General features: G+C 58.5%; 26 protein-coding genes. 16 read left to right on the forward strand and 10 right to left on the reverse strand.

The genetic code is table 11. From position 1 onward, the window contains the following. Nucleotides 1–7: 7 nt before the first annotated feature. Nucleotides 8–1,402: a hypothetical protein gene (locus ACP7AJ_RS09635; RefSeq protein WP_426059984.1), complete on the reverse strand. Its 1,395-nt coding sequence runs from the start codon at nt 1,400–1,402 to the stop codon at nt 8–10. A 154-nt stretch (nt 1,403–1,556) separates the two neighbouring features. On the opposite strand from ACP7AJ_RS09635, the gene ACP7AJ_RS09640 reads away from it, so the two are divergent. Further along, the gene (locus tag ACP7AJ_RS09640; RefSeq protein ID WP_426059985.1) at nt 1,557–2,123 is read left to right on the forward strand and encodes a DinB family protein; all 567 of its coding nucleotides are present in this window, start codon (nt 1,557–1,559) and stop codon (nt 2,121–2,123) included. A 1-nt stretch (nt 2,124) separates the two neighbouring features. On the opposite strand, the gene ACP7AJ_RS09645 is transcribed toward ACP7AJ_RS09640, so the two are convergent. Both ACP7AJ_RS09645 and ACP7AJ_RS09650 read right to left on the reverse strand, forming a co-directional pair. Next, nucleotides 2,125–2,553 carry a thioesterase family protein gene (locus tag ACP7AJ_RS09645; protein WP_426059986.1) on the reverse strand — a complete coding sequence of 143 codons (429 nt, stop codon included), beginning with the start codon at nt 2,551–2,553 and terminating at the stop codon, nt 2,125–2,127. 78 nt (nt 2,554–2,631) lie between these two features. Further along, nucleotides 2,632–3,366, reverse strand: coding sequence for a class I SAM-dependent methyltransferase (locus tag ACP7AJ_RS09650; protein ID WP_426059987.1), 735 nt, complete (start codon nt 3,364–3,366; stop codon nt 2,632–2,634). A 145-nt stretch (nt 3,367–3,511) separates the two neighbouring features. Here ACP7AJ_RS09650 and ACP7AJ_RS09655 point away from each other — a divergent pair, with 145 nt between their 5' ends. Both ACP7AJ_RS09655 and ACP7AJ_RS09660 read left to right on the forward strand, forming a co-directional pair. Next, on the forward strand, nt 3,512–3,685 hold the full coding sequence (locus tag ACP7AJ_RS09655; RefSeq protein ID WP_426059988.1) for a DUF2256 domain-containing protein: 174 nt from the start codon (nt 3,512–3,514) through the stop codon (nt 3,683–3,685). A 119-nt stretch (nt 3,686–3,804) separates the two neighbouring features. Continuing rightward, a complete protein-coding gene (locus ACP7AJ_RS09660) occupies nt 3,805–4,197 on the forward strand; it encodes a hypothetical protein (protein ID WP_426059989.1) in 393 nt (130 codons plus the stop codon). Nucleotides 4,198–4,293: 96 nt separating this feature from the next. Here the strand turns inward: ACP7AJ_RS09660 and ACP7AJ_RS09665 are convergent, their stop codons facing one another. The 3 genes from ACP7AJ_RS09665 to ffh all read right to left on the reverse strand — a co-directional run bounded on the left by ACP7AJ_RS09665 (nt 4,294) and on the right by ffh (nt 7,730). Further along, nucleotides 4,294–5,106, reverse strand: a complete 813-nt coding sequence (locus ACP7AJ_RS09665; RefSeq protein ID WP_426059990.1) for a molybdopterin-dependent oxidoreductase — start codon at nt 5,104–5,106, stop codon at nt 4,294–4,296. 11 nt (nt 5,107–5,117) lie between these two features. After that, a complete protein-coding gene (locus ACP7AJ_RS09670) occupies nt 5,118–5,843 on the reverse strand; it encodes a cytochrome b/b6 domain-containing protein (protein WP_426059991.1) in 726 nt (241 codons plus the stop codon). A gap of 522 nt (nt 5,844–6,365) precedes the next feature. Further along, complete coding sequence (gene ffh, locus ACP7AJ_RS09675; RefSeq protein ID WP_426059992.1) at nt 6,366–7,730, reverse strand: signal recognition particle protein; 1,365 nt, start codon at nt 7,728–7,730, stop codon at nt 6,366–6,368. A gap of 156 nt (nt 7,731–7,886) precedes the next feature. On the opposite strand from ffh, the gene ACP7AJ_RS09680 reads away from it, so the two are divergent. Then, complete coding sequence (locus tag ACP7AJ_RS09680) at nt 7,887–9,197, forward strand: glycosyltransferase family 4 protein (protein ID WP_426059993.1); 1,311 nt, start codon at nt 7,887–7,889, stop codon at nt 9,195–9,197. Between the two features lie 158 nt (nt 9,198–9,355). Here the strand turns inward: ACP7AJ_RS09680 and ACP7AJ_RS09685 are convergent, their stop codons facing one another. Then, complete coding sequence (locus ACP7AJ_RS09685; RefSeq protein WP_426059994.1) at nt 9,356–10,282, reverse strand: hypothetical protein; 927 nt, start codon at nt 10,280–10,282, stop codon at nt 9,356–9,358. After that, nucleotides 10,282–11,757 carry an MBOAT family O-acyltransferase gene (locus tag ACP7AJ_RS09690; protein WP_426059995.1) on the reverse strand — a complete coding sequence of 492 codons (1,476 nt, stop codon included), beginning with the start codon at nt 11,755–11,757 and terminating at the stop codon, nt 10,282–10,284. The genes ACP7AJ_RS09685 and ACP7AJ_RS09690 overlap by 1 nt, the downstream gene beginning before the upstream one ends. A gap of 180 nt (nt 11,758–11,937) precedes the next feature. Here ACP7AJ_RS09690 and pseB point away from each other — a divergent pair, with 180 nt between their 5' ends. The 9 genes from pseB (at nt 11,938) to ACP7AJ_RS09735 (ending at nt 21,003) form a co-directional block, all read left to right on the forward strand. Continuing rightward, complete coding sequence (pseB, locus tag ACP7AJ_RS09695) at nt 11,938–12,957, forward strand: UDP-N-acetylglucosamine 4,6-dehydratase (inverting) (protein ID WP_426059996.1); 1,020 nt, start codon at nt 11,938–11,940, stop codon at nt 12,955–12,957. Between the two features lie 158 nt (nt 12,958–13,115). Next, on the forward strand, nt 13,116–14,309 hold the full coding sequence (gene pseC / locus ACP7AJ_RS09700) for a UDP-4-amino-4,6-dideoxy-N-acetyl-beta-L-altrosamine transaminase (protein ID WP_426059997.1): 1,194 nt from the start codon (nt 13,116–13,118) through the stop codon (nt 14,307–14,309). Further along, on the forward strand, nt 14,299–15,216 hold the full coding sequence (locus tag ACP7AJ_RS09705; RefSeq protein WP_426059998.1) for an aldo/keto reductase: 918 nt from the start codon (nt 14,299–14,301) through the stop codon (nt 15,214–15,216). Before pseC ends, ACP7AJ_RS09705 begins: the two co-directional genes overlap by 11 nt. Next, complete coding sequence (locus tag ACP7AJ_RS09710; RefSeq protein ID WP_426059999.1) at nt 15,198–16,004, forward strand: SDR family oxidoreductase; 807 nt, start codon at nt 15,198–15,200, stop codon at nt 16,002–16,004. The genes ACP7AJ_RS09705 and ACP7AJ_RS09710 overlap by 19 nt, the downstream gene beginning before the upstream one ends. Nucleotides 16,005–16,009: 5 nt before the next feature. Beyond that, nucleotides 16,010–16,759, forward strand: a complete 750-nt coding sequence (locus ACP7AJ_RS09715) for a cytidylyltransferase domain-containing protein (RefSeq protein ID WP_426060000.1) — start codon at nt 16,010–16,012, stop codon at nt 16,757–16,759. Nucleotides 16,760–16,798: 39 nt separating this feature from the next. Further along, nucleotides 16,799–17,545, forward strand: coding sequence for a class I SAM-dependent methyltransferase (locus ACP7AJ_RS09720; protein ID WP_426060001.1), 747 nt, complete (start codon nt 16,799–16,801; stop codon nt 17,543–17,545). A gap of 180 nt (nt 17,546–17,725) precedes the next feature. Continuing rightward, the gene (locus ACP7AJ_RS09725) at nt 17,726–18,319 is read left to right on the forward strand and encodes a GNAT family N-acetyltransferase (RefSeq protein ID WP_426060002.1); all 594 of its coding nucleotides are present in this window, start codon (nt 17,726–17,728) and stop codon (nt 18,317–18,319) included. Next, nucleotides 18,303–20,267, forward strand: coding sequence for an NAD-dependent epimerase/dehydratase family protein (locus ACP7AJ_RS09730; protein WP_426060003.1), 1,965 nt, complete (start codon nt 18,303–18,305; stop codon nt 20,265–20,267). Before ACP7AJ_RS09725 ends, ACP7AJ_RS09730 begins: the two co-directional genes overlap by 17 nt. Before the next feature lie 40 nt (nt 20,268–20,307). Next, a complete protein-coding gene (locus ACP7AJ_RS09735) occupies nt 20,308–21,003 on the forward strand; it encodes an HAD family hydrolase (RefSeq protein ID WP_426060004.1) in 696 nt (231 codons plus the stop codon). 320 nt (nt 21,004–21,323) lie between these two features. Here the strand turns inward: ACP7AJ_RS09735 and ACP7AJ_RS09740 are convergent, their stop codons facing one another. Then, entirely contained in the window at nt 21,324–21,755 is a 432-nt protein-coding gene (locus ACP7AJ_RS09740) for a hypothetical protein (protein ID WP_426060005.1), read from the reverse strand. Nucleotides 21,756–21,853: 98 nt separating this feature from the next. Here ACP7AJ_RS09740 and ACP7AJ_RS09745 point away from each other — a divergent pair, with 98 nt between their 5' ends. After that, the gene (locus ACP7AJ_RS09745; protein ID WP_426060006.1) at nt 21,854–22,072 is read left to right on the forward strand and encodes a hypothetical protein; all 219 of its coding nucleotides are present in this window, start codon (nt 21,854–21,856) and stop codon (nt 22,070–22,072) included. Between the two features lie 87 nt (nt 22,073–22,159). Here ACP7AJ_RS09745 and ACP7AJ_RS09750 read toward each other — a convergent pair whose 3' ends face one another. After that, a complete protein-coding gene (locus ACP7AJ_RS09750; protein WP_426060007.1) occupies nt 22,160–22,681 on the reverse strand; it encodes a hypothetical protein in 522 nt (173 codons plus the stop codon). 360 nt (nt 22,682–23,041) lie between these two features. Between ACP7AJ_RS09750 and pseI the strand changes: the two genes are divergently transcribed. Further along, complete coding sequence (pseI, locus tag ACP7AJ_RS09755) at nt 23,042–24,085, forward strand: pseudaminic acid synthase (protein WP_426060008.1); 1,044 nt, start codon at nt 23,042–23,044, stop codon at nt 24,083–24,085. After that, a complete protein-coding gene (locus tag ACP7AJ_RS09760; protein ID WP_426060009.1) occupies nt 24,070–25,386 on the forward strand; it encodes a hypothetical protein in 1,317 nt (438 codons plus the stop codon). The genes pseI and ACP7AJ_RS09760 overlap by 16 nt, the downstream gene beginning before the upstream one ends. The last annotated feature ends 86 nt before the right edge of the window (nt 25,387–25,472 follow it).

The following is a 25,472-nucleotide window of genomic DNA, read 5'->3' on the forward strand; positions in this document are numbered from 1 at the left end:
TCAAGCCCTAATGACTGTTCCTCGCTAGCGAAAACAGTTTCCGTGGTCCATTTTCTAAATTACCCTGGGCACTTGCTGAAACCATAAAGCAGGCCGACACAAAGGCGATATAAACACACGCCCAGCCCAACCGGCGCAAACCTCCAGCCGCCTGCCACGCCCGTATGGGATGAGCACCAAAAGCTACGGCGGCGCACAGAAGCATATGCAGCGGCAGAAAGAAACGACACTCAACGGCAACCGGCAAGGCCGCTAGGCACGGCATTATTAGCGCGGTTAGCGCCAGCCAAACGCTTATGTGTGGCCAACTGCGCTTTGCGTGTATGATAAGCACAACAATACCGCTTATCCAAACGGTATAATTGAGCCAGGCTAAGGGCCAAGTAGGCAGGTAAACTTGCTTTATATAAGGAGTGGGGTACTGTAAATCCAATCCATTAAACAGGTGCCGGAGCAAAACCCCCAGGATAGCAACAGGGTGATGAAAAGCTAAATTCAGGTACTCCCCCATGCTGTTAAGTTGCATTTTGCCAGTGGACTGTAGCAGAGCAGTCCCTACTGGGTCAACAAAAAACATTTCGACAGTTGGGTAGTCTGCCCCAATATTCGTCTCATACTTCTGGTATTGCAACCCCCATCCTAACTGCTGCAAATACAACCCCTCATCAACAGTTGAACGACGGGCTAACACCAGTGGTGTGCTTGAGCCAAAATGACTTTTATTGATGTATGACTGAGGCACGAGAATAAAGGCCAGGCCAACAGCCAAAGCTCCCCACTGCGGCCATGCGCTGCGGTTACCAGCCAGCGGGTCGGTGCTTGATACAGGAGGTCGTGACACAAAAACCAACAAAGCGGCAAAGGGCAGAGCAGCAATAAAAACGGGCCTCATGTTCATTGCTGCCCCTAGGGCAATACCCGCTAGCAAGGAGTAGCGAATATTTTTTGAATTAAGTAATGCCCAGAGGGCCAGACATAAAGCAAATAAGGCAGGGAAGTCACTTAGCGAAAAGTTGAAATAGTCGCGCCAAAACGCAAACCCGAGCACCCCAAACACCAGTCTCCTGGCCAAGGGTATCACCGGTGCTTTTGGCCCGCTAATTGCGCCTGCCAGGGCTGGTGCTAACGCGCCAAAAAATAGAGCCGCTGTCAAAATCCCCAAAGGCCGCATCAGTTCGATTGGGGAAAGACCAATATGAGGCCCTAGAATTGCGAATGGAGCAAGCAAGAGAGGGAAAAAGTACCCGCGCATGCTGTTTGAAAACGATGAAAACTGGAATGCACCAGTTTTCCCATATTGTCTTCCCAACTCCCAGTAGGTATTGGCATCATAATGCAGACTTCTGTAGCCCGAATGGGGCAAGTAGCAAGCATATAGTATTGCTAGTAAAATCACTGCCATTACGGCTGGGCTTGCTTGTGCTAAAGCCCGAGCCTTTGCTACTGAAGGCCCTGTAAGAAAAGGGATAACTCCCATAAATGCATTTTGAATCGAGCGGCTGGAATATCGCCGTATCTTTTAACCAAAGCTACTCAGCCTTTCTACTCCCACCCGAATGAATCACCGCCTCCATCTCAAATTTGAACAACTCGAACGTGCCACTGAACGCCTTCTGGCCTCGGCGGAAGCACTTGGGCCGAACAGTGCGAAGGCGCCTGCCCCGGGCCACTGGTCGGCGGCACAAGTAGTTCATCATTTGCTCTTTATCGAGGGCAACATCATTCAGTACGTTAATAAGAAGCTGCAGGCTGAGGAGTTGCTGCCCAAAGTCGGGCTGTTTACCCGCTTGCGAGCCCGCTTTGTTCGTTTGATGCTGCGCCTGCCCGGCCTGCGGTACAAAGCCCCGCGTGGCGTGGCCACTCTCACCGATACCGGAGAGGTTGGCAACTTGCCAGAGCTACGCCAAACCTGGGAGGCTTCGCGCCGTCAGTTGGAGCGCCTGCTCAACGAATTTCCGGGCCGGCAGCTCAATCGGGCAATCTTTCCGCACCCACGCTCGGGGCGGATTACCATTTGCCAGGTAATGGATTTTCTGCTCGACCACCTGCTGCACCATCAGCAGCAGATGAACCGCATTACCAAGGCATTACGGGCCCCAACTCCGGGGCTGGTGAAAAGCTGAGTTAGCGAGTGGCGGGCTCGTAAGCGGGCATGTTGCTGAACCCGGCAGCCAACTCGGCGGGCGGGGTGGTTAGCTTGCGGCGGTTGAGGTCAATCCAGGCACCGTCGACCGTGACGGTAGCCGCGACCCGGCCATCGGCTTTGTAGATGGTGTGCACAATGGTCCAGCGCGCGCCATCGGCAGTAGCTGATACCAGCCGCCCGTCGACGCGGATTTCCTCGCCGATGCTTATCTCTTTCAGATACTTGGTTTCTTCCCGGAATAGAATCGGGCCCAGGCGAAGCTCCGCAAAGCGGGCCACACCGTAGCCCCACTGGGCCAGCATCACCACCCGGTGGTCGGCGGCGTAGTCAGCGTAGGCAGAATGACGCATGTGGCCGTTGGGGTCCATGTCGGCCCAGCGGGTGCGGTAGGTAATGGATTCGTTCATTGTAAGTAGGCAGAACAAATAGTTTGAGGGAATTAACGATGGGGCAAATCGCTTCAAACCCTACTGCTTCTATCTCTATTAATTATTGAGGGGGGTGAGGCGCACCAAGTACTGTTCGTCATCGTCTTCGCCCAGAAAGTCCGCCGTGTAGCCAGCGGTTTCGGCGGCGTCGTTGAGCAGAGCCGCGTCCACGAACAGCCACGGGAACGAAGCCCCCGTGTTGTCAGCATAGCTAAGGGAGTACTCTACTTCGCCGTAGTAAGGGCCGTTAAGGTTGAGCATCAGCGCGCCGTCCTCATCCTCGTAGAGGTAGCGGACGTCGGAAGACGTAGCCAGAATCTGGCCGCCTGGGGCCAGCAGCGTGCGGGCATGAACCAGAAATTTGTCGAGTCCGGCGAGGGAGCCCGTTAGGCCCAGGCCATTCATGAGCAGCACAATGGTATCGTAGGGCCGCTCGGTATCAGGCAGTGGGGCAAATAAGTCGTGGCGCGCCACAGTGCGGACTCCGCGCTCGGTCATGACCTGCACGGCACCCGCCGATACGTCGACGGCTTTCACATCGAAGCCCCGGCTTTGCAGCTCCAGGCTGTGGCACCCAGCGCCGGCGCCCAAGTCGAGTACGCGGCCCCGGCATTCGTCAAGGGCCAGCCGCTCCAACTCGGGCATTTGCAGCAGGGTGCGAAAGAAGTAAGCGGCTGGCAAGGGCTCGTCGTCAGCCACATTACAATGCACAGTGAGGGTGGCTTCGGCTTGGCCGTGATGATAAGCCAGCAAGGCCTGGCCCAAAATGTCAGGGGCAGTAGTGGTCGTCATGAAAAAAGAGAATCAAAATGGCCCGGGCCGTTGAGGAAATAAGCGCGTGCTTGCCGCCCCTAACCCGTTTCGGACCCGAAAAGTACCCAAAACTTCGTGGCGATACGTCGGGTTAGCATAACCGGGCCTTCTTTCTGTTTCCCCTATGCTACCAGGTAAATTGCGCAAAGGCCAGTTACCCACCAAAATCTGTGTCACTTGCGGCCGCCCCTTTGAGTACCGCAAAAAATGGCGGGCCAATTGGAATGAGGTTAAATACTGCGGCGAGCGTTGCCAGCGCAACCGCCCCGCCACAGACTTACCCGCCCAGCGTCCATAAGAGTTGGCGTAGGGAGGCGGTATATTTTTTTCAGCAAGTATCTTTTCCTATGCCGAACCCGTTCTGAGGGCAGGAGGGCAATTCCACTCTTCTATTCACGTTTGCACTCCCAAGTTCCCATGGCTTCTAATCTCGACTACCTGGACCCCGCCCTTCTTCCGTTGGAAGAAAAAGTGAATGCTTATCTGGAATCGGAAAAAGCACTTCAGCGGGCCATAGCAGCGCTTAAGAGCACGCCTTTGCAAGAGCAGGAAAAGGCAGCGGCATCTACCGAATTTGTGCAGCGTCCGCCCACCGGCAGCTACGACCATAAAACCGACGAACTCCGGCAAAAAATCGAAAACCTACGCAGCGAGCAAAGCCAGCTCGAGCAGGAAATCATTGCCATGCTGCCTACTCGCGACGAATGGCTCAAAGTAAACCTTGGCTATGGCCCTAGCCGCGTGGGGGCCTGGCACGTGCCGGCGGCCCAAGGTCAGCCCGAGCGCTACGAGCTCCGGATAGTACACTAAACCGAGCAAGCTCTTTTCAGCTCCTATGCTAATAGGGCGACCTTGGTTTTGGTGCGCTCTGCGTATCCGTTGTTTTTTGCCTGGTAAGATGGACAGCTAATGTCCCGAGTCCCAATCGTATCCCTGCTCGGCCCAGTAGTCCTGGGGGCGCGTGTCGGCGAAGGAAATTGTGCCAATGCGCTTGAGGTGCTTGGTGCCGTATTTAAGCGGGGTAACGAGGCGAAGCGGCGCGCCATGAGCAGCGGTGAGGGGCTGGCCGTTCATTTCGTAGCAAAGCAGCGTTTGCGGGTGCAGGGCGCTGGCCATGTCGAGGCCCACGTAATAGGCATCGTCAGGGGTTCGCATGCCAACGTAAGCAGCAAGGTCTGCTGCAGTGCCAGAACGCGAGGCAAGCGGATAGCGTGCCATAAAATCAGACAGGCGCGCCCCCGACCAGTTTACCACTGTGCTCCAGCCTTCGATGCATTTTAGCTCGGTGGTCATCACCACTTTGGGCAAAGCCTTGATATCGGCAAGCGTGAACTCCCGGGCGGTGCCTGTACGAAAGTCTCGCACCCGCAGCCGCCAAGCTTCAGGGTCAAGCTCTTGCTTCATCCCTATTTTCCCATTGACCCGGGGGGTGCGGGCGCGGCTCCGGGCAAACTCAGGCGCCAGCCGGGTTTCCTTAAAATAGGCGCCCGACAGACGGCCGTTGGCATCGAGCACCTTGCGCAGTGGCTGGGCAATGCCGGAATCCTTGGGTTGCGAAATCAGCCAGTTCCAGCCGCCTAATCCCGCCAGCCCCGCCAGGCCCAAGCCAATAAACGCCCTTCGGGAACGGCGCCGGGCCTCGACCAGCACTTCTGCATCGGCTTGTAGCGGCTGGCGGGGGCTTTCGGGCACTGGTGAAAGGGGAGACTCGTCGTTCATAGCCATATAAATTACTTGGACGAAAGAGGGGCATCGGCCGCTGGAAGCGGTGCCGGTCCGGCCGTTACTTTTTGGCTGACAGGGTCTACTTCCTGGACTTCGAAACCGGCTACCATCGACCGGAAGTTGTTCCACCCAGCCCGTACAACCTGGGCGATGTGCACAATAAAAAACACCACATAGCCAATGGTAAGAACAAAGTGAATAAGGCGGGCAGCTTCATAGCCGCCATGCAAGGCCACCAGCCAACTAAACTGCACGGGTTTATAAATAGCCAGGCCCGACAGCAAGGAGCCCGCCCCCATCAGAATAACGCTGGTGTAGGCAATCTGCTGCGCGCCGTTGTACTTACGCACTGGCAGGGCTCCTTTGCGCAAGCCCAAATCGTGCAGCACAACCTGCACTGCTTCTTTAAAGGAGTTGTGGTTGGGTAGCAGGTAGCGCCATTCGCCCGAAAAAAGGGTATAGAGCACGTACAGCAGACCGTTCAGGAAAAACACCCACATCAGCACAAAGTGCCAGGCCATGCCCTGCGCCAGTTTGTGGTTGACGTGAAACGCCTGATAAAACGACTTCGGGAAAAATTTAAAAATGGTGGTATCGCCCCAACCCAGCCGGTACACGTCGTTGGCCCAATAAATCCAGATTCCGCTCCAAATCATCAGGCCGAGGACTGGGAAGTTGACCCAGTGAAACCAGCGGATAGCCAGGGAATGCTTTTCAACGATTTGCTTCATATACAGCAGAGCGGCAGATAATACCCAGGCAAGGTGGCGTGCACCTGTTCCGACAGAGCCTGCCTGATGGTAATGCTTAACCTAAGCAGCAGGGTGACAGTTGTTGAATAAATACCAAAACAAAAAAAGAGGCAACCCAAAGGGATGCCTCTTTCCATACCAAAACACCTTAAAAAACTATTCTTTCACGATAAGACCAACAACAATTGCACCAAAAGATTCCATGAGATTGAATAATTTTCAATGCATTAGGCAGCATTTGCTTCCAAAATGATGTTGATGCTCAAGCCAAGCACTATGCCCGCATGCGCTACTCCTCTAGCTATGCGCGCAAGCACGGGGGCAATTGGCCTATTCTATCTCCGCAGGCTTGGATGAGGAATGCGTTCGAGTTGCAGTCCTTGCATGTTGCCTTGCTTAAGATGAATAATCGAATGTTGAACTGGCAGTAAAAAAGCCCAGACATTGCTGTCTGGGCTTTTTCAAATGTTGGTAGAGCAATTGTCTGCTCTCCATACGTCTTTAGCGCATCATGCCGCCGGGGCCGCCTTTCATGCCGCCCATCATCTTCTGCATTTGAGCCATGCCACCTTTAGTCTGGCTCATTTTGTTCATGGTGCGCATCATTTTGCGCATGTCGTCGAACTGCTTCATCAGGGCGTTTACCTGCTGAATGTCGGTGCCGGAGCCTTTGGCCAGGCGGCGCTTGCGGGAGCTGTTGAGGATGTCGGGGTTGGCCCGCTCCTGCTTGGTCATGCTCTTGATGATGGCTTCCACCGGCTTGAAGGCGTCGTCGTCGATTTCGACATCTTTCATGGCCTTGCTCATGCCCGGAATCATGCCCATCAGGTCCTTGATGTTGCCCATCTTCTTGATTTGCTCCAGCTGCGAGAGGAAGTCATCGAAGTTGAACTGGTTTTTTCGGATTTTGGCGTTGATGCGCTTGGCTTCGTCCTCGTCGAACTGCATTTGGGCGCGTTCAACCAGCGAAATAACGTCGCCCATGCCCAGGATACGCTGGGCCATGCGGTCGGGGTAGAACAGGTCCAGTGCGTCCATCTTCTCGCCCGTCGAGATGAACTTGATGGGCTTCTCTACCACGGCCCGGATGCTAAGGGCCGCACCACCGCGCGAGTCACCGTCGAGCTTGGTGAGCACGACGCCATCAAAATTCAGGCGCTGGTTGAAGGTTTTGGCGGTGTTCACGGCATCCTGGCCGGTCATGGAGTCTACCACAAACAGCGTCTCGCTGGGGTTGATGGCCAACTTCACAGCCTCAATCTCGCGCATCATCTGCTCGTCCACGGCCAAGCGACCAGCGGTGTCGATGATGACTACCTTTTTATTGTTCTTTTTGGCGTACTCAATGGCATTGCGCGAGATTTCAACGGGGTTTTTGTTCTCGACTTCCGAGTACACTTCCACGCCGATTTGCTCGCCCAGCACCTTGAGCTGGTCGATGGCGGCCGGGCGGTACACGTCGCAGGCCACCAGCAGCACGGTGCGGTTTTGCTTCTTAACGTAGCTGGCCAGCTTGCCGGCAAAGGTGGTTTTGCCTGAGCCCTGCAGGCCCGAAAGCAGTATCACCGCAGGGTCGCCTTTGATAACGATGTCCTTCTTTTCGCCGCCCATCAACTCGGTCAGCTCGTCGTAGACGATTTTGACCATCAATTGGCCCGGCGAGACGGCCGTGAGCACGTCGCGGCCCATGGCGGCGTCCTTAATCTTGTCGGTTACTTCTTTGGCAACCTTATAGTTAACGTCGGCATCAACCAGCGCACGGCGGATTTCCTTGATGGTAGCCGCAACGTTAATTTCGGAGATGCTGCCCTGGCCTTTGAGGGTCTTAATGGCCCGGTCGAGCTTGGTGGAGAGACTATCAAACATGTATCACGGATTTAGACGGATTTGGCGGATTCCATGGATTCCGCTGCGGTTGAGCTGCGTCAAATCAGGAAGTTCCGGAACCCCAAAAGTAACCATAAAAGGGTGAAAACCGGCAAACGATGTACCTTCGCGCGCCGCTTGTTGTCACTTGCCTACGTGCCCCCTCCTCGCCCCTTGCGCCTGCTCGTCATTACTTACTATTGGCCGCCGTCGGGCGGGGCCGGGGTGCAACGCTGCCTCAAGTTTGTGAAGCACCTTGGCCACTTCGGTGTGGAGCCAACCGTGATAACCGTGGACCCCACTCAGGCCACCTACCCGGTGCGTGACCAGAGCCTGGAAGCCGAAGTACCCGCCGGCGTCCGCGTGATTCGCACGGCTACGTCCGAGCCCTTCGAGTCTTATAAAAAGCTAACCGGCCGGGCAGTGCCCTACGGAGGGTTTGCCAACGAAGGCAAGCCCGGCACCGTGCAAAAGGCCCTGCGCTTCGTGCGCGGCAACCTGTTTATTCCAGACCCCCGCCGCGGGTGGAACCGCCACGCTCTTGCCGCCGTGGAAAAACTGCTGGCCGCGGGCGAAAAATTCGATGCGGTGCTCACCTCTTCGCCGCCGCATTCCACCCAGCTCATTGGCTTGGAGCTGAAGAAGCGCCACGGCCTGCGCTGGCTCGCCGACATGCGCGACCCTTGGACGGATATCTATTACTACAAAGACCTGCACCATACACCGCTGGCCGCCTGGCTCGATGCGCGATACGAACGGCAGGTGTTAACCCAGGCCGACGCCGTGCTGGTAACTTCGCCCGAAACCAAGCGCCTGTTTCTGGCTAAGCTTCCGGACTTGCCTTCGGCAAAATTACACGTGCTGCCCAATGGCTACGACGAGTCGGACTTTCAGCTGCCGTCGCGGCCACCTACCGACTGTCTGCGCATCACCCACACCGGCACCATCACGGAGCTCTACCACATCAACCGGCTGCTGGAAGCTTTGGCTACCTGCGCCACCCGCCACCCCGATGTGCCCTTGCGGCTACGCTTTGTGGGCCAGGTCTCGGCCGAGCTGCGCAATCAGATTGAGCGTGCCGGCTTGCTGCCAGCTACTGAGTTCCTGGCCTTCGTGCCGCACGATGAGTCGGTCGAGCACCTTTTGCAGGCAACAGCGCTGCTGATGGCCATTCCCGATGTGCCCCGCAACTTCGGCATCCTGCCGGGCAAAGTCTTTGAATACCTGGCCGCAAACAAGCCGATTTTGTGCGTTGGCCCAACGGGTTCGGATGCAGACAATCTGCTGCAGGAATGCGCGGCTGGCCACGCCCTCCCCTACGAGGACTACGCACTGATGCTGGAAACGCTGGAAACCATGGTGGCGCAGTGGCGCCAAAGTCCCAACCTAGACCTACCAGCGATAAGCCACAAGCGGTATTCACGGCAGGCACTGACGGGCCGGCTGGTTGAGGTTATTAAGTCTTAGTCGCTGAAATTCCTGAGACGTCCCATTTCTGCTTTTTAGCTCTGTGAGGACACTTGGTGTCTCGTCGTCTTTGTCGTTGAGCTGTCGTGTGGACAACATTAGTTAACGGCGAAATGCAAAATTTTTTATCTCTACTCCCAGCTTATACTTCATATAAGTTACTTCGAATCAGCGCATAAGTCACTCGCCAATTCTCTACTAAATACCTCGCTCGCCTCCCGCTGCAGGTGGTTGCCATCGGTGGTAGGGTAAGGCCGGGTGCTGTAATCGAAATAAGGAACGGTTTGATTTGCGGCCGTCTGGCGCATGAGCTGGTCGAAACCCGGTTGGTAAGCTTGCTCCAATTGCAATAGCCCTGGCCCTACCGGCAGGCGCACCATGCAAACATGGCCGTGCTGTTTTAGCAGCGCGATGGTCTCGACAAGCGCCTGCATCCGTCCGGCGGAAAAATGCTGCCGGGTGGCTAGTAGGCGATAATCCTGCAATTTGCGGGCAGTACGGGCTCGCACCTGTGCGCTATCGATGCCAATGTTTACTTCTAACCAGCCATCGGGGTGCAGGCGCTCGGTAGCGGTGGCGTAGTCGAGTAGGAGGCGGTAAAGCGGCTTGGTTTGGTAGCGCGTGAGGTACGGCAGGTTGGGATTTTGGCTAACTTGGTCGAGCTGGCCAATGAATGAGTTATCCTCTGGGAAGCTGCCCTCCGGGCCGGTGAGTGACAGTGACCATGGGTCGACGGCCACAATAAAAAGGCCATTTTTGACCTCGGGGCGCAGCTTGCGTTTGATGCTGCGCAAGTAGGCCGGGCCGTAGGGCGAATGCGTCAGCGTGAAGGAATAATTCAGCAGCGGCCCATCGAACCGTTCGCCCAGCGCCTCCACCAAAATCGAAGGCCGAATTCCCTGTGCCGCCCGCGAAGTACCTACTACCAACGAGCCAGCGGAAGGGCTGGTGAAGCGCCCGTATAACGCATCTACATGTCCGCCCAGCACTACCGGGCCCAGGGCCACCAGACCCAGCACCGCCGCGCCAGCCAGCAAGCCCAGGCGCAATACCAACCGAAAAGCCGCTGCTCTTTGGGAACGCATCAAAATTGAAAATAGATAAAGCTGGTGCTATTGAAAATGCCCAGGTAAAGAATTAGCAGCACCAAGCCTACATAGCCCGACCAGCGGAGAATGACTGGCCGCGTAGCCAGCCAGCCCTGCGGACTGGGCTGCCGGCCCAGCACATATTCTACCAGCAGCATGAAGCCCGTCGCGAAAGCGGCCATGAGAAGCTCGGGGCGGTAGTGCTGAGAGAACTCCAGCAACAGCGTCGATAGCCGACGGCCAGTCAGATGGTCCCAGCCACTGAAAAGGTGCTGGCTGATGTACACGGCATCGCCCAGGGAGTTGGCTCGGAAGAAAATCCAGGCATAAGCCACCAGCGCAAAGGTGATGAGCACGCCCAATATGCGGCGCAGCCTTGGGAGGGCGGCAAGTCCTGTGCGCTGGGCCAGGGTATCGCGCCAGGGCCGTGCCCAGGTACTGGCTATTATATAGAGGCCGTGCAGGGCGCCCCAGACCACAAACGTCCAGTTGGCGCCGTGCCAGAGACCACTGATAAGAAACACTACCAGCAGGTTGGCATAGGCCCGGGTGGACCCTACGCGGCTGCCGCCTAGGGGAATGTATAAGTAGTCGCGAAACCAGCTCGACAACGAAATGTGCCAGCGCCGCCAGAACTCGGGCACCGAGGCCGACAGGTACGGCTGCCGGAAGTTGAGGTTGAAATCGAAGCCCAGCACCCGGGCCGCACCCCGCGCCATGTCGGTATAGCCCGAAAAATCACCGTAAATCTGAAAAGTAAACGCCAGGGTGGCCAGCACCAATAGCGGACCTTCGGGGTGCTCCCGGGGGTTGTTGAATATGGGATTCACAAACAGGGCCAGGCGGTCGGCCACCACAACTTTCTTAAACAAGCCCCAGGCCATGAGGCGCAGGCCGCTCACGATGCGGGCATAATCGAACGGATGCGTGCGCCGGAACTGCGGCAGCATGTGCCCGCCGCGCTCGATAGGCCCGGCCACCAGCTGCGGAAAAAAAGCCACGAACAAAGCAAATCGCCCAAGATTTCGCTCGGCCTCCAGCTTCCCCTGGTACACGTCGATGATGTAGCCCACCGACTGAAACGTGTAGAACGACACCCCCACCGGCAGCAGCAGCTCCAGGGTGGGGCCGGCATAGTGGGGCAAGGCCAAGGCGCTGGCCAGCTGCCCGGCGGCATCGCGGAAGAAGTTGAAGTACTTGAAGATAAAGAGCGTACCCAGATTGCTAATCAGGCTGAGGTACAGGTAGGGCTTGCGGGCCTGCTTGTTGGGCAGCTGGCTCATGCGGTAGCCGCTGTAGTAGTCGACGAGCGTGGTGCCCAGCAGCAGCAGCGCATAAGCGGCCCGCCAGCTCATGTAGAAGTAGTAGCTGGCCAGTAGCAGCAAGGGCCCACGCCAGCGCGGCGGCAGGCTGTAATACAGCCCAACAACCACCGGAAAAAAGACCAGAAAATGAATAGAATTAAATAGCATTCGCAACGCGGAAGCAGCTCCAGTGGCCAAAGGTCGGGAATAGTAGTGGCACGCCGCCAGGGCTGCGGTGGCGGCTGCGAATATTGCGGGGTAGGCAGCGCTCCGCAGCCAAGGCCGAGTGCCCCTGCCCTAAGCCTCCCTGAACTACTTTTGTGGTCCTATTTCGGCTTTCCTTTTTTCATGGCTCTCGACCTTAACCACAAATCCATCCTCGTCACGGGCGGCACCGGCTCGTTCGGCAAGCAGTTCGTTCGCACCGTTTTTGAAAAGTTTCCGCAGGTAAAACGCTTGGTGGTGTTCTCGCGAGACGAGCTGAAGCAGTACGAAATGAGTCAGGAATTTAGCCCGGCCAAGTACCCCGCCATCCGTTATTTCATTGGCGATGTGCGCGATGGCGAACGCCTGCATCGTGCCTGCGAAGGCATCGACATTGTGATTCACGCGGCTGCCCTCAAGCAGGTGCCCGCCGCCGAGTACAACCCCATGGAGTGCATCAAGACCAACATCTTTGGTGCGGAGAACGTCATCAACGCCGCCCTCGACTGCGGCGTGAAGGAGGTGGTAGCGCTGAGCACCGACAAGGCCGCGGCCCCCATCAACCTCTACGGCGCCACTAAGCTGTGCTCTGATAAGCTTTTTGTGGCCGCCAACAACATGAAAGGCGCGCGCGACCTGCGCTTCTCGGTGGTGCGCTATGGCAACGTAATTGGCTCGCGTGGTTCGGTGGTGCCTTTTTTTCTGCAGCAGCGCAGCACCGGCATCCTGCCCATCACCCACCCCGACATGACGCGCTTCAACATATCACTGGAGGAAGGCGTGGATTTGGTGCTGTACGCGCTGGAAAACTCCTGGGGCGGCGAAATTTTCGTACCCAAGATTCCGAGCTACAAAATCACGGAGGTGGCCCGCGCCATCGGCCCGGAATGCGAACAGCAAATTGTGGGCATCCGCCCCGGCGAGAAGCTGCACGAAGCCATGATAACGGAAACCGACGCCCTAAGCACCGTGGAGCTGGACCGGTATTACGTCATCCTGCCCTCCATGCCTATCTGGGACGTGGAGAAATTTGTGCAGCACTTCAATGGCAAGCGGGTGCCGCTGGGCTTTCAGTACGACTCGGCCAATAACGAGGTGTGGTTGAATGCGGAGCAGATTCGGGAGGAAATCCGGCTGCATGTGGATGCGGACTTTACGGTTTAGCAACAAGCCATTTACTCTCCCAGAGTCTGGATTGCACTTGATAGCTGAGGCGTTGGCTTGGTACCCAAGAGGGTAGTTCCCAAACCCTGTGCACTCCGCAGGTTGGCCTCTGGACTTCCGATTTTGGCCTTGGCGTTTGAATTTATCTTTGTCTGACAATGCCCGACTCCACATTCCGCCCTGCCCGCCCCCTACCGTACGGTCGCCAACACATCACTGAGGCTGATGTAGCCGCCGTTACCGCCGCCCTACAGGGCGACTTCCTCACCCAGGGGCCCACGGTGGGCGAGTTCGAAAAGCAATTTGCCGCTTACGTAGGCGCCAGTTATGGCGTGGCCGTGAGCAACGGCACAGCCGCTCTGCATCTGTGTGCCTTGGCCCTGGACGTGCAGCCGGGCCAGCGCGTCATCACCACGCCGCTCACGTTCGCGGCCTCGGCCAATTGCGTGCGCTACTGCGGCGGCGAGGTACACTTCGCAGATATTGACCCGGCCACCGGGCTCATTGATTTGCAGCAAGTGCGTCAGCTGCTGGCCGCGCACCCCAAAGGCCACTTTTCGGGATTAATTCCAGTGGATTTTGCGGGCTTGGCCGTGAATCTGGAAGAAGCCCGCGCCCTGGCCGACGAGCACGGCCTTTGGATAATCGAAGATTCCTGCCACGCGCCGGGCGGCTTTTTCCTCGACGCCCAAGGCCGGGAGCAACGCTGCGGCAATGGCAACTTCGCCGACCTGGCCATTTTCAGCTTTCACCCCGTCAAGCACATTGCCACCGGCGAAGGCGGCATGATTACAACCAACAGCGAGCAGCTTTTCCACCGCTTACTGCGCCTGCGCACACACGGCATCACCCGCGACCCGGCCGACTTGGTGCGCGAGTCCGACGGTGGCTGGTACATGGAAATGCAGGAGCTTGGCTACAATTACCGCCTGTCCGACCTGAACTGCGCCCTCGGCCTCAGCCAGCTTACCCGCGCCGACGAAGGTCTGGCCCGCCGCCGCCAGCTGGCCGCCCGCTACGATGCAGCCTTTGCCCAGGTGCCCGGCGTGGCGGTGCTGGCCCCGGGCCGCACCGGCCATGCCTTCCACCTTTACGTTATCGAAGTAACTGACCGCAAAGGCCTCTACGACTACCTCAGAACCCGGCAGATTTTCACGCAGGTGCATTACATCCCGGTGCATCGCATGCCCTACTACGAGGACCTGGGCTGGCGAGCCGGCGACTTCCCGCTAGTCGAAAACTATTACGCCCACTGCCTCAGCATTCCACTATTCCCAACCCTCACCGATGAGGAGCAGGACTACGTGGTGGCTTGCATTGTTGAGTTTGTAAACCTGTCTCATGCCGACTGACTCTGCCCGGCCGAGCGCGGCCGACTTCATTGGCCGCCTGGCCTTGGGCACCGCCCAGTTTGGCTTGGCTTACGGCATCAACAACACGGCGGGCCGGCCCGATGATGCGACGGTTGAGGCAATTCTGCAACTGGCCCAGGCGGCGGGGGTCGACTTACTGGACACCGCCGCCGCCTACGGCGACAGCGAAAGCCGACTAGGCGCCTGGCTGGGTGCGCCCAGCCGCGAGCCAGCCGCGTTTCGGGTAGTAACCAAGTTGGCGGCTGGTCCGGCCGCCCAAGTTCGGCAGCAGCTACAGGAATCCCAGGCGCGTCTTGGCCAGTCTCACCTGTACGGCGTACTTTTTCATCAATTTGCAGCGTTCCGCCAGCATCCTGATTCCTGGCTGGCCTTGCAGGAAGCCCGTGCGACGGGCTCGGTGCAGCGCATCGGCTTGTCGCTCTACCACCCGCAGGAAGCCGAATGGCTGCTGGCCGAGCTGCCCGATGTAGACCTGGTGCAAGTGCCCTTCAACGTGCTCGACCAACGCTTTGGAGCACTGCTGCCCGAGTTGCAGCAGCGCGGTGTGGAGGTGCACGTGCGTTCAGCATTCCTGCAGGGGCTGCTGCTGCGGGAGCCGGCCACGCTGCCCCCGTTTTTTGTGCCGCTAGCTGATAGAATAACCAGGCTACACGTACTTGCTGCCGAAGCTGGCATGCCCTTGACGAGCCTACTGCTGCTCTTTGCCGCTCTGGCGCCGGGAGTCAGCCGGGTAGTAATAGGGGTCGACACTCCCGCCAACCTGCGCGATAATCTGGCCGCCGCTTCGCACGTAGCGCAGGCCGAAGCGCTGCGCTCGGAGTTACTATTGCTGGCCGAAAAGACCACCGACTACATCCTTCCCTACGCATGGCCGCCCCGTTCCTAGCCCCTTATTCCAGCTTATTTGACCTGAGTAATCGGCTGGTACTGATTACGGGTGGCTACGGACATTTGGGCCGCGCTATTGTGGCTGGCTTGCTGAGCCATGGCGCGACGGTGGTGGTGCTGGGGCGCGACGAAAACCAATTCAGGAAAACCTTCGCAGCCCTTTTAGACACTGCACCTGTGCATTTTCAGGTGTGCGACGTGGCCTCTACGCCATCAGTGCGCGAGGCGCTGGCAGCCTGCCGGCAGCAACACGGTTTGCCGCAGGTGCTCATCAACAACGCCGTGTACAGCGAAGGCCAGCAGCCCGACGCCCTGACCGACGAGCAATTTGCCCGCGGCCTCGACGGCTCCACGGGCAGCGCCTACCGCTGCCTGCGCGAAGTGCTGCCCTACCTGCGCGAAAACGGAGGCGGCAAAATCATCAACGTGGCCTCCATGTACGGGATGGTGGCGCCTGACTTTGCCGCCTACGACCAGCACCCGCAGTTCCTGAACCCGCCGCACTACGGAGCGGCCAAAGCGGCCGTTATCCAGCTCACTAAGTACTTTGCTTCGTACCTGGGCCCCGAAAATATTCAGGTTAACTGCGTGTCGCCGGGCGCCTTCCCCAGCGAGCGGGTGCAGGAGCAAGGCGGTTTTATAGTCGAGCTGGAACGCCGCAACCCACTGGGCCGTATCGGTCGGCCCGAGGACCTGGCCGGGGCCTTCGTGTACCTGAGCGCTGCCGCATCCGATTTTGTAACGGGCCACAACCTGGTGGTAGACGGCGGCTGGACTATCCGCTAAGCACTATGACGTCTCCCTGGCCCGCTCGCGTCATCGTTATCATCCAGGCCCGGATGAGCTCTTCCCGGCTGCCTGGCAAAGTCCTGCTGCCCCTGCCCCTGTCGGGCACTACTACGGTGCTGGGGCACGTGGTGGCCCGCGCCCGGCAGCTGGCCCCGGGCCAGCGTGTTATCGTGGCCACCTCCACCCTGCCCGCCGACGACCCACTGGCGGCGGCCGCTCAGGAGCTGGAGGCCGAAGTGTTTCGGGGCGATGAGCAGGACGTATTGGGCCGCTTCGCAGGTGCATTGGCCGTTTATGAAGCGGAGGTCGTAGTTCGAATTACGGCTGATAACCCGGCCATAGACCCGGCCTTTTTGAGGGCCGCGGTTGCTCATCATCTGGCCACTCAGGCCGACTACACCCTGACCACGGGCCTACCCCTGGGCACCAACGTGGAAGTGATGACGGCTGCCGCCTTACGTCGGGCCGACGCCGCGGCCACCAGCCCCGAGGAGCGTGAGCACGTAACGCCCTATCTGCGTCGCCACCCTGAGCTTTTCCGGCTTGAAACCCTGCCGTTGCCAGTTGCGCCGGCCGTGGCGGCTCTGCGCCTCACAGTGGACTACGCCAGTGACTACTCTTTTCTGCACCTGCTCTACTCGCACTTGCCGGCTGATTTTTCCCTCACCGACCCCGCTGGTTTACCAGCTCTGCTAGCCCACTATCCATGGCTAGCCAGCATCAACAACCAAAATACTCAGGTGCAGCCCTGAGCCGTATTTTTGCAGCTCGAATAGCCCCGACTCCGCCCCATGTCCTCTCCGATTAACGTCCTCAGCGGCGCGCCTGTTCAAGAGCAAACGCGCCGCGAAAGCTTCGCCCAAACCCTGCGCGAGTCGCCCATTCCCAACACCGAGTTGCCCAACAACCTGGGCCTGTACCTGAACCGCCAGACGCTTTCGCGTCTGCTGTTTTTCACCGAGCTCTACCAGCAAATCATTCCGGTGCACGGCGTGGCCATGGAATTTGGCGTGCGCTGGGGCCAAAACCTGGCGCTGATGCACGCCCTGCGCGGCATTTACGAGCCTTATAATTACAACCGCAAAATCATTGGCTTCGACACGTTCGGCGGCTTTCCGTCCGTCGATGAAAAAGATGGCGACCGGGTAAAAGCCGGCGACTACGGCGTAACGCCCAATTACCAGGAATACCTGAGCGAAATTCTGGCCCTGCATGAAGCCGATAGCCCCATCCCGCACAAGCGCAAGTTTGAGCTTGTGGCCGGCGACGCTTCCGAAACCGTGCCCCGCTACCTGAAAGAGCACCCCGAAACGGTTATCGCCTTCGCTTACTTCGACTTTGATATTTACGCCCCCACCAAGGCCTGCCTCGAAGCCATTCGCCCGCGCCTAACCAAGGGTGCCATTGTAGCTTTTGATGAGCTGAACTGCCCGGAATTCCCCGGCGAGACGCTGGCGTTTGATGAAGTGTTTGGGGTGGCTAATTACGCCCTGCGCCGCAGCCCTTTAAATCCGCTGATTTCTTATTTGGTGGTTTAAATAAGAGTTTATTTAAAAAAAGAACGTCATGCTGAAAAAGAACGTCATGCTGAAAAAGAACGTCATGCTGAGCCTGCCGAAGCATCTTTACTGCTTCGTTGCATCTTGATTACTCTCGTGTTAGAGATGCTTCGGCTGCGCTCAGCATGACATTCTTAAATAAGTTGAATCCCCTCTACTTTGACTAATTACCTTGTCCTTCCGCAAGCTGCTTTCACGTGGGAGAACTACGAGCTAGTCCCCATTCGCTACGAGGACCGGGAGCCAATCCGGGCCTGGCGCAACGCGCAGCTCGAAGTACTACGCCAGCCCCAACCCCTCACTGCCGAGCAACAGGAGGCCTATTTCCAGCGGGTGGTAATGCCTTTGTTTAACCAGGAACGGCCGACGCAGCTGCTGTTTTCACTGCTGCACAACAACGAGCTAGTGGCCTACGGCGGCCTCGTGCATATTTCCTGGCCCGATGGCCGGGCCGAGGTTTCTTTCCTGGTCGATCCGATTCGGGCGGCCAATCCGACTGTTTACCGGCAGGATTTTCTGGCTCACCTGCGCCTGCTGGGCCAAGCTGCCTTTGAACACCTGGGAGTCAACCGCTTGTTCACCGAAACCTACGACATCCGCCCGGCCCACGTCGCCATTCTGGAAGAGGCGGGATTTCGGCTGGAAGGACGCTTACGCCAGCACGTGCGCCTGGCTCCGGATACCTTTGCTGACTCACTGATGCACGGCCAGCTGGCCGCCGACTATGCCACAGCCTTTGGTTCTGCCTTTTAAACGACTTTTTATCAGCGGCGGTGCCGGCGTAATCGGCCAGGAAATGGTACGCTGCCTGGCCGCGCTCCCCGACGACGTTCAGGTGCTGGTGGGCGACACGAAGCCCCGGCCCGCCGACTTTCCGGCCCGCTTCCAATACCGCCAGGGCGATTTGAACTTCCTCACGGAGCAGGAAATCGGCGCGTTTGCGCCCGACCTGTTCATTCACTTGGCGGCCACCTTCGAGCGCTCGACTGAAACTTACGGGTTTTGGGAGGAGAACTTTCAGCACAACGTGCGCCTCAGCCACCACCTGATGACGGTGCAAAAGGACCTGCCGTCGTTGCGCCGCGTGGTGTTTGCCTCCAGCTACCTCATCTATGACCCGGCGCTCTACAACTTTGCCGAAGTGCCGGCTCAGCCCCGCAGCCTGCGCGAAGACGACCCCATTCTGCCCCGCAACCTGACGGGCATGGCCAAGCTGGCCCATGAAATCGAGCTGCGCTTCCTGCAAACCTTCCGGGCCGAGCAGTTTAGCACCGTGTGCCCGCGCATCTACCGAGGCTACGGCCGCAACGGGCGCGATATCACCTCGCGCTGGGTGCGCATGCTGCTGGCCGGCGAGGAAATTACGGTGTATGGCGCCGAGTCTTACTTCGACTACCTCTACGCCGCCGATACGGCCGAAGGCCTGCTCCGCTTGGCCGCGGCCGAAACCGTCACGGGCATCATCAACCTGGGCACCGGCCGGGCGCGGCGAGTGTCGGAGGTGGTGGACGTGCTGCGGCAAAACTTTCCCAACCTGCGCGCCCAATACGTAGACTCCGACATTCCATTTGAAGCGTCGCAGGCCGATATGACGCGATGGAGCAGCCAAATAGACTGGCTTCCGCCGACCACGCTGGAAGCCGCCATTCCCGAAATCATTGCCTACGAGCGCACCCGCACCGCCACCCCAGCGGCCAAAGTGCCGGGCCACGTGCTCATTAGTAGCGTAGCAGCCAAGGTGCCGTTGGTGCAGGCGGTTCGGGCGGCAGCCAAGCGCGTGCATCCCGAGATTAAAGTCATTGGCGGCGACATGAACCAAGGCTGCCTGGCCCGCCATTTCACGGATGGTTTTTGGCAAATGCCCGCTACCTCCGATGAAAACCTCTCGGACATTGTGCGCTACTGCCTTGAGCATGGCATCGGGCACATTATCCCGACCCGTGACGGCGAGCTGGCTTTCTGGAGCCGCCACCGGGCCGCGCTGGCCGAAGCCGGCATTGCCGTGCTGGTGAGCGAGCCCGACGCCGTACGCCGTTGCCTCGACAAGCTCGAATTCTTCGCTTTTGGCCAGAATAATGGGCTGCCGATAATTTCGACCGCCCTCAGTCTGGATGCTCACTACCTTTTCGGAAACGAGGAGGCCAACCCGGGAACCAGCTTTGTGGTGAAAGAGCGGTACGGAGCGGGCTCACTCAGCCTGGGCCTCAACCTGCCAGAAGCAACCGCCCTGGCTCACTCCCAAACCTTGGAAGTACCTGTTTTTCAGCCTTTTATCAAAGGACAGGAAATTAGCATCGACGTTTATGTGACCCGCCAGGGCAAGGTGCACGGCCTGATGCCCCGCACCCGCGACGTGGTTTTACGGGGCGAATCGCAGATTACCACCACCGTCGACGACCCGGCCCTGGTGGCCCGCCTCACACCTATTATCGAGCAACTCGGTCTTTATGGCCCGTTGGTGCTTCAAGCCCTGCTCACCGACGATGGCGGCCTGCACATCATCGAGTGCAATTGCCGCTTTGGGGGAGCCAGCACCCTGGGCATTGCCGCTGGCGTCGACTCTTTTTTCTGGTTCCTGCAGGAAGCTGCGGGCGCCGACCTCGAGCAATTTCCTTTTCAGGCCGCTAGTGGTCCGCTCCGCCAGGTGCGAGCCGCAGTGGACGCCGTATTTTCAGTTAGCAGCGAGCAAGACGCCTCCTAAATTCAAAAGCCACTTTCTGCTTTACTGTTAACTACACAACATGCCCGTTCTTGTTTTCGACCTCGACGACACGCTGTATCCGGAGTTGAGCTACGTGCATAGCGGGTTTCGTGCGGTGGCGGCGTTTTTGAGTCCCTTGCTGGGAGTGCCAGCCGACACGTTAACCGCGGGCATGATTGCCGAAGAAGCGCTTCAGGGCCGCGGGCAGGTTTTTGATAACGTATTGCGGCAGAATGGCCGCTGGAGCAAACAGCTGGTGGCCGCCTGCTTGCGCGCGTACCGGCAGCACCAGCCAGCGCTGGCTCTTTACCCCGACTCCGAGCGCTGCCTCGTCCGCTTTGCCAGCTGGCCGCTCTACCTCGTCACGGACGGGCACAAGGAAGTGCAGGCCCGCAAAGTGGCGGCCCTGCATTTTCCCGCCCCGATGCGCCACTCCTACCTTACCAACCGCTACGGCCGCCACCGGGCCAAACCCGACCCGCACGTGTTTGGGCTGATTTGCCGGCGCGAGCGAGTGGAACCCCGCGAGGTTATTTATGTGGGCGACAACCCCCGGAAGGATTTTGTGGGCATCAAGCCGCTGGGCTTTAAGACCGTGCGCATTCTGCGGGGCAATTATGCCCACCTGGAAGCCGATGCGGCCCACGAGGCTCACTGCCGCATTCATTCACTTGATGAATTAACAGAAGAGTTTTTGGCTGGGCTACTAAGCCAGCCGTCCGGCCCGAGTAGTTAAGAACCCTACTCGGCAGGTACTTACTTGGCGCCCCTTAGGAATGCTGGACGCGAAGCAGAGCGTGCTGCAAAAGCCACCACCGTGGCTGTTGCAGAACTCCTCTCAGAACGCGTAAAGGGTGAAGTGCGTTGGGTCAACATGCTAGAAAGCCCCTGGGACGGCCTTTATTTTCGCTCCCTCGCGCGTCGAACTGGTGCTGAACACGAAGCCGGGAGTTCTGCAACAGCCACCACCGTTTTGCTGAACACGTTTATTGAATTGAGTTGAAGGCCGTCTTTCGTTGTCAAACCCGCGTGGAAAGGCCACTTTTATCAGGAGCGTTAATAGGTCACGTCGGTGGCCTTTCCGTCGCTAAAATTGCGGACGCCCCTTAAACACAACCGGCCGGTGCGGTCCGGCGAAAACGTGGTGACGCTGGAATCGGGAAACACCCACTGCCGAATCCGGCGGGGCGTCAAGTACCGTTGTTTGAACAACAAGCGGTCGCCATCAGTGGCGTATTCGCCTGTTGTCTGCACGGCGCCCTGGCGCGTCACGCTGCGCCGCAGAGCGCTGCACTGCGGGGTACGGGCATTGGGACGCGTGACGACAAAGTAGGTATTGTCGGTGTCCTCGTCGTGGGCATACGCCGTTTTCAGGGCAATGTCGTAGCGGTAATGCCCCACGGCGAGGCGGCGTGCAGGACCGGTTTGCCAGTGCAAGTCCCTACCACCGAGCAGCGCCACCAAAACCAGCGGGAAGAGAAGGGTCATGAAGCACAAAGTAACGCCCGTTTACCTTTCGACCGTTTAAGTAAACGTGAGGTACCACCTATCTTGGTGCTTTATTCCTTTCTCTTAACGAACTCGTGATGACGTGGCTGCCCTCTTTCGTTAAGCTCTTCCTGCTGTTTGTTGCCGGCCTGGTGTTGTCCCTTGGCGGCGGCATTGCGCAACTACAATTTATGGGGAATTACACCATGGGCACCCTCTTGATGACCCTAAGCCTGATGGGGTGGGTGATAGTGGTCGTCAGTCCTCTGCTAATGGCGCTCAAGTTCTTTGCGCAATTAGATCGAAAAGTTGAGTGAGATCTAGCAGCAAAAAAACTGCTTGAGCGGAACGGACTGCGTTTACGGGACCACCGTTTTCTTGAACGGCGGCGTAAGGGAGCGGTCTTAGTACTTGACATCAAACCGGCCCTGGGAAAGGCGCAGCGAATCCGGGCCGCCGTCTTGCTTTACCGTGGCCTCGAACGTGCCGGCCACGACGCGCGCAACCGTGTCGAGGCGAGTGATGACCACCTGCCCGCGCGCCGTCGGCCCAGTGTAGTACTTACCGTCCACTCCCGGCCGGCTTACTTGGTAGAGGGCGTGCGAGGGCCGGACCCGGGTAATCACCCCCGGGTCAATCTCCTGCTCGAGCGCGTACGTGCCTGCCCGGCGGGCCCCGGCCAAGTGCAGCGTCAGGTATTGTTCATGGTCGCGGTCCTGGTACCGGGACATGTTCACGACCAACTCGTATGGCCCGCGATAGGACGGGCCATAACGCGCCTGAACAGCGGGGCCGCTGCCCAGCAGGGTGCTCTGCTTGGGCAGCCAGGGTTGCCCGTTCTCCAGGAAGCCGGCGGTGTTCTGACCGGATTGGGTCGCGCGGGGCAGACCGTGGGGGTCCACGTCGTCTTTTTGACAACCGGCCAAGGTCAGCAATACGGCGAAGGGCAACCGGCGTGAAAGGACCATGAGCTGGGGGCAAGAGGGAAGGAGCAAGGTACTCCGCAAGGGCCTAATCATGAGCTTGTTTTGCTGAACAAAATTAGATAGCTCGATACTTAACGACAGCAGCCCCTGTCATTAAGTATCGAGTTTAAGAAACTAGTTTACCATTCAAAGTTCAGAAAACTGCTTTACCGGATGAGTTTCGTAAACTCGAAACGATGACCCTGACTATGGCCGCCTTAGAAAATGACACCCCAGAGGCCGCTTGCCAAGCAGGCCCTCAGAAACAGGCCTTGCCTGCGCGAGTCCCTACCTTTGCGGCCTGACTTGATTAGTTTTAAAATGACCGAAATATCAATTGGCGGCCGGCCCGTGGGGCCAGCGCACAAGCCTTTTATCATTGCCGAAATGTCGGGCAACCACAACCAGAGCCTGGAGCGCGCCCTGGCCCTGGTGGATGCTGCTGCCGCAGCCGGCGTCGATGCCCTCAAGCTTCAGACCTACACAGCCGATACCATCACCATGGACACCGGCTTTGCTATCGATGAGGAAGGCCAGTCGCTGTGGGAAGGCAAGAACTTGTACAAGCTTTACGAGGAAGCCCACACGCCCTGGGCGTGGCACGCCGAGTTGTTTGCCCGCGCCCGGCAGCACGGCATGCTGGCGTTTAGCTCGCCTTTTGATGAAACGGCAGTTGACTTTCTGGAGCAGCTGGACGTTCCGGCTTACAAAATTGCCTCCTTCGAAAACGCTCACTGGCCCCTGCTGCGCAAAGTAGCCGCCACCGGGAAGCCCGTGATAGTGAGCACTGGCGCGGCCACCTTGGCCGAAATCGATGATGCTGTGCGCGTGCTGCGCGAGGCCGGCTGCCGCGAGTTGGTGCTGCTTAAGTGCACCAGCACCTACCCGGCCTCGCCGGCCAACACCAACCTGCGCACCATCCCGGTGCTGGCCGAAACCTTTGGCTGCCCCATTGGCCTGAGCGACCACACCATGGGCGTGGGCGCCAGCGTCGCAGCCGTGGCCCTCGGCGCCTGCGTTATCGAGAAGCATTTCACCCTGAGTCGTGCCGAAGGCGGTGTAGATTCGGCTTTTTCGCTGGAGCCCCACGAGCTAAAAAGCTTAGTGGAAGAAACCGAGCGCGCCCATCAGGCCCTGGGCACCGTGCAGCTCTGCATCCAAACCGGCGAGGAAAAAAGCCGGCTCTACAAGCGCAGCATCTACGTAGCCAAGCCCATTGCGGCGGGCGAGGAGCTGACCGCCGACAACCTGAAAATCATTCGCCCCGGCGACGGCCTCTGGCCCCGGCACTGGGATGTGGTGCTGGGCCGCACAGCTACCCGCGACCTGAAATCCGGCACTCCTCTGACGTGGGAGGCGCTGTAGTGGCCGACCAGAAGATGCCTCTTTTGGCACGGCTGCGCGATATTTTGCAGCTGCGCTTTACGGACATGTTTGCGGCGGTGCCAGCGGCGGCCATGGCCAGTATCTCGCCGGCCAACCCATTCAAGCGCCTGGCGCGGGTGGCGGGCTACGCGGGCCTGCGGCTGCTGGGCAATGTGTTTCAGCCCGTCCGCAACCCCGACCAGCTGCAGGGTGCGGTGTGGCTTTACGTGGTGAGTGCCAATAATTACGATGCGCTGGACTTTATCAAGCAAGCCCGTCACGATGCGGTGCTAGTGGCGGGCCAGGGCAAGAACATCGGCCGCTACAAGTCCGCGGTGAACCGCCTTTCGCTGCGGCGCAAGCTGCTTTATTACTGGCAGTTCCCCTACGTGTTTTTTGGGCTGCTGCGCACAGAGGGGCGCAAAGCCTGGCGCTTCTTCGACTTTATTTTTTACGCCATAGGGTACTACGAAGTATACCGCCGGGCCCTGCGCACGTACCGGCCGCGGGCAGTAATATTTTCCAACGACCACAACGACGATTCCCGCTCCCTGCTCCTGGCCTGCCGCGCCGAGGGCGTGCCCACGGCCTACATTCAGCATGCCAGCGTGAGTGTGCATTTCCCACCGCTGAGCTTCGACCTTAGTCTGTTGGAGGGCCAGGATGCACTCGATAAATACCATCAGTGCGGCCCCGTGCGCGGCCGCGTCGAGTTGGTGGGGATGCCCAAAGCCGATGCCTTCCTCAAGGAGAAAAACCTGCGCCCCCAGGTATCCCGCGTAGGCATTGCCTGCAATGTGCACGACCCGCTGCCAGCCATCGCCGAAGCCCTGGCTTTCCTGATGCAGGAGCTGCCAGAGCTTGTCTTCACTCTGCGCCCTCACCCCAGCGACCCGCGGGATTTTGGCACTCTCCGCCGCACATTGCCCCAGCTGCAGTGGTCGGATGCGCGGCAGGAAAACGTGTTTGCTTTTTTACAAAAACACGACGCACTAATTGCCGCCGATACCTCTACACACCTGGAAGCCACGCTACTGAATCTGGTCAGCATCTATTACCAATTCAGCTCCAACCCGCTAATCAATGACTACTATGGGTATGTGGCGCAGGGGTTGGTCGACCAAGCGCAAAGCCTACCCGAGCTGCGCGATTTGCTGCAACGATACCAGCACGAAAAACCACTGACGCACTTCCGACGGGCAGCTTACTACAACGCGACCATTGGCACCGAATACGAAAGCCAGAGCCAGGCGCTGGCCATCAAAATAATAGCCGATTGGCTAGGAGCCTATCCAAATTAGGTAAAAGGACGGCCATGCTAATAGGGCGTCATGTTGATAAGACGGTCATGCGGATAGGGCGTCATGCTGAGCTTGTCGAAGCATCT

The organism is Hymenobacter sp. B1770, from assembly GCF_049896385.1.
Lineage (GTDB): Bacteria > Bacteroidota > Bacteroidia > Cytophagales > Hymenobacteraceae > Hymenobacter.

Bases quoted from the DNA above. Each gene is read 5' to 3' on its own strand.
- ACP7AJ_RS09685 (WP_426059994.1), bottom strand. From the start codon at position 10,282: ATGCGTTCCCAAAGAGCAGCGGCTTTTCGGTTGGTATTGCGCCTGGGC.
- ACP7AJ_RS09650 (WP_426059987.1), bottom strand. From the start codon at position 3,366: ATGACGACCACTACTGCCCCTGACATTTTGGGCCAGGCCTTGCTGGCT.
- ACP7AJ_RS09720 (WP_426060001.1), top strand. From the start codon at position 16,799: ATGTCCTCTCCGATTAACGTCCTCAGCGGCGCGCCTGTTCAAGAGCAA.
- ACP7AJ_RS09655 (WP_426059988.1), top strand. From the start codon at position 3,512: ATGCTACCAGGTAAATTGCGCAAAGGCCAGTTACCCACCAAAATCTGT.
- ACP7AJ_RS09640 (WP_426059985.1), top strand. From the start codon at position 1,557: ATGAATCACCGCCTCCATCTCAAATTTGAACAACTCGAACGTGCCACT.
- ACP7AJ_RS09665 (WP_426059990.1), bottom strand. From the start codon at position 5,106: ATGAACGACGAGTCTCCCCTTTCACCAGTGCCCGAAAGCCCCCGCCAG.
- ACP7AJ_RS09690 (WP_426059995.1), bottom strand. From the start codon at position 11,757: ATGCTATTTAATTCTATTCATTTTCTGGTCTTTTTTCCGGTGGTTGTT.
- ffh (WP_426059992.1), bottom strand. From the start codon at position 7,730: ATGTTTGATAGTCTCTCCACCAAGCTCGACCGGGCCATTAAGACCCTC.
- pseB (WP_426059996.1), top strand. From the start codon at position 11,938: ATGGCTCTCGACCTTAACCACAAATCCATCCTCGTCACGGGCGGCACC.
- pseC (WP_426059997.1), top strand. From the start codon at position 13,116: ATGCCCGACTCCACATTCCGCCCTGCCCGCCCCCTACCGTACGGTCGC.
- ACP7AJ_RS09705 (WP_426059998.1), top strand. From the start codon at position 14,299: ATGCCGACTGACTCTGCCCGGCCGAGCGCGGCCGACTTCATTGGCCGC.
- ACP7AJ_RS09735 (WP_426060004.1), top strand. From the start codon at position 20,308: ATGCCCGTTCTTGTTTTCGACCTCGACGACACGCTGTATCCGGAGTTG.
- ACP7AJ_RS09715 (WP_426060000.1), top strand. From the start codon at position 16,010: ATGACGTCTCCCTGGCCCGCTCGCGTCATCGTTATCATCCAGGCCCGG.
- ACP7AJ_RS09635 (WP_426059984.1), bottom strand. From the start codon at position 1,402: ATGGCAGTGATTTTACTAGCAATACTATATGCTTGCTACTTGCCCCAT.
- ACP7AJ_RS09660 (WP_426059989.1), top strand. From the start codon at position 3,805: ATGGCTTCTAATCTCGACTACCTGGACCCCGCCCTTCTTCCGTTGGAA.
- ACP7AJ_RS09645 (WP_426059986.1), bottom strand. From the start codon at position 2,553: ATGAACGAATCCATTACCTACCGCACCCGCTGGGCCGACATGGACCCC.
- pseI (WP_426060008.1), top strand. From the start codon at position 23,042: ATGACCGAAATATCAATTGGCGGCCGGCCCGTGGGGCCAGCGCACAAG.
- ACP7AJ_RS09745 (WP_426060006.1), top strand. From the start codon at position 21,854: ATGACGTGGCTGCCCTCTTTCGTTAAGCTCTTCCTGCTGTTTGTTGCC.
- ACP7AJ_RS09710 (WP_426059999.1), top strand. From the start codon at position 15,198: ATGGCCGCCCCGTTCCTAGCCCCTTATTCCAGCTTATTTGACCTGAGT.
- ACP7AJ_RS09740 (WP_426060005.1), bottom strand. From the start codon at position 21,755: ATGACCCTTCTCTTCCCGCTGGTTTTGGTGGCGCTGCTCGGTGGTAGG.
- ACP7AJ_RS09670 (WP_426059991.1), bottom strand. From the start codon at position 5,843: ATGAAGCAAATCGTTGAAAAGCATTCCCTGGCTATCCGCTGGTTTCAC.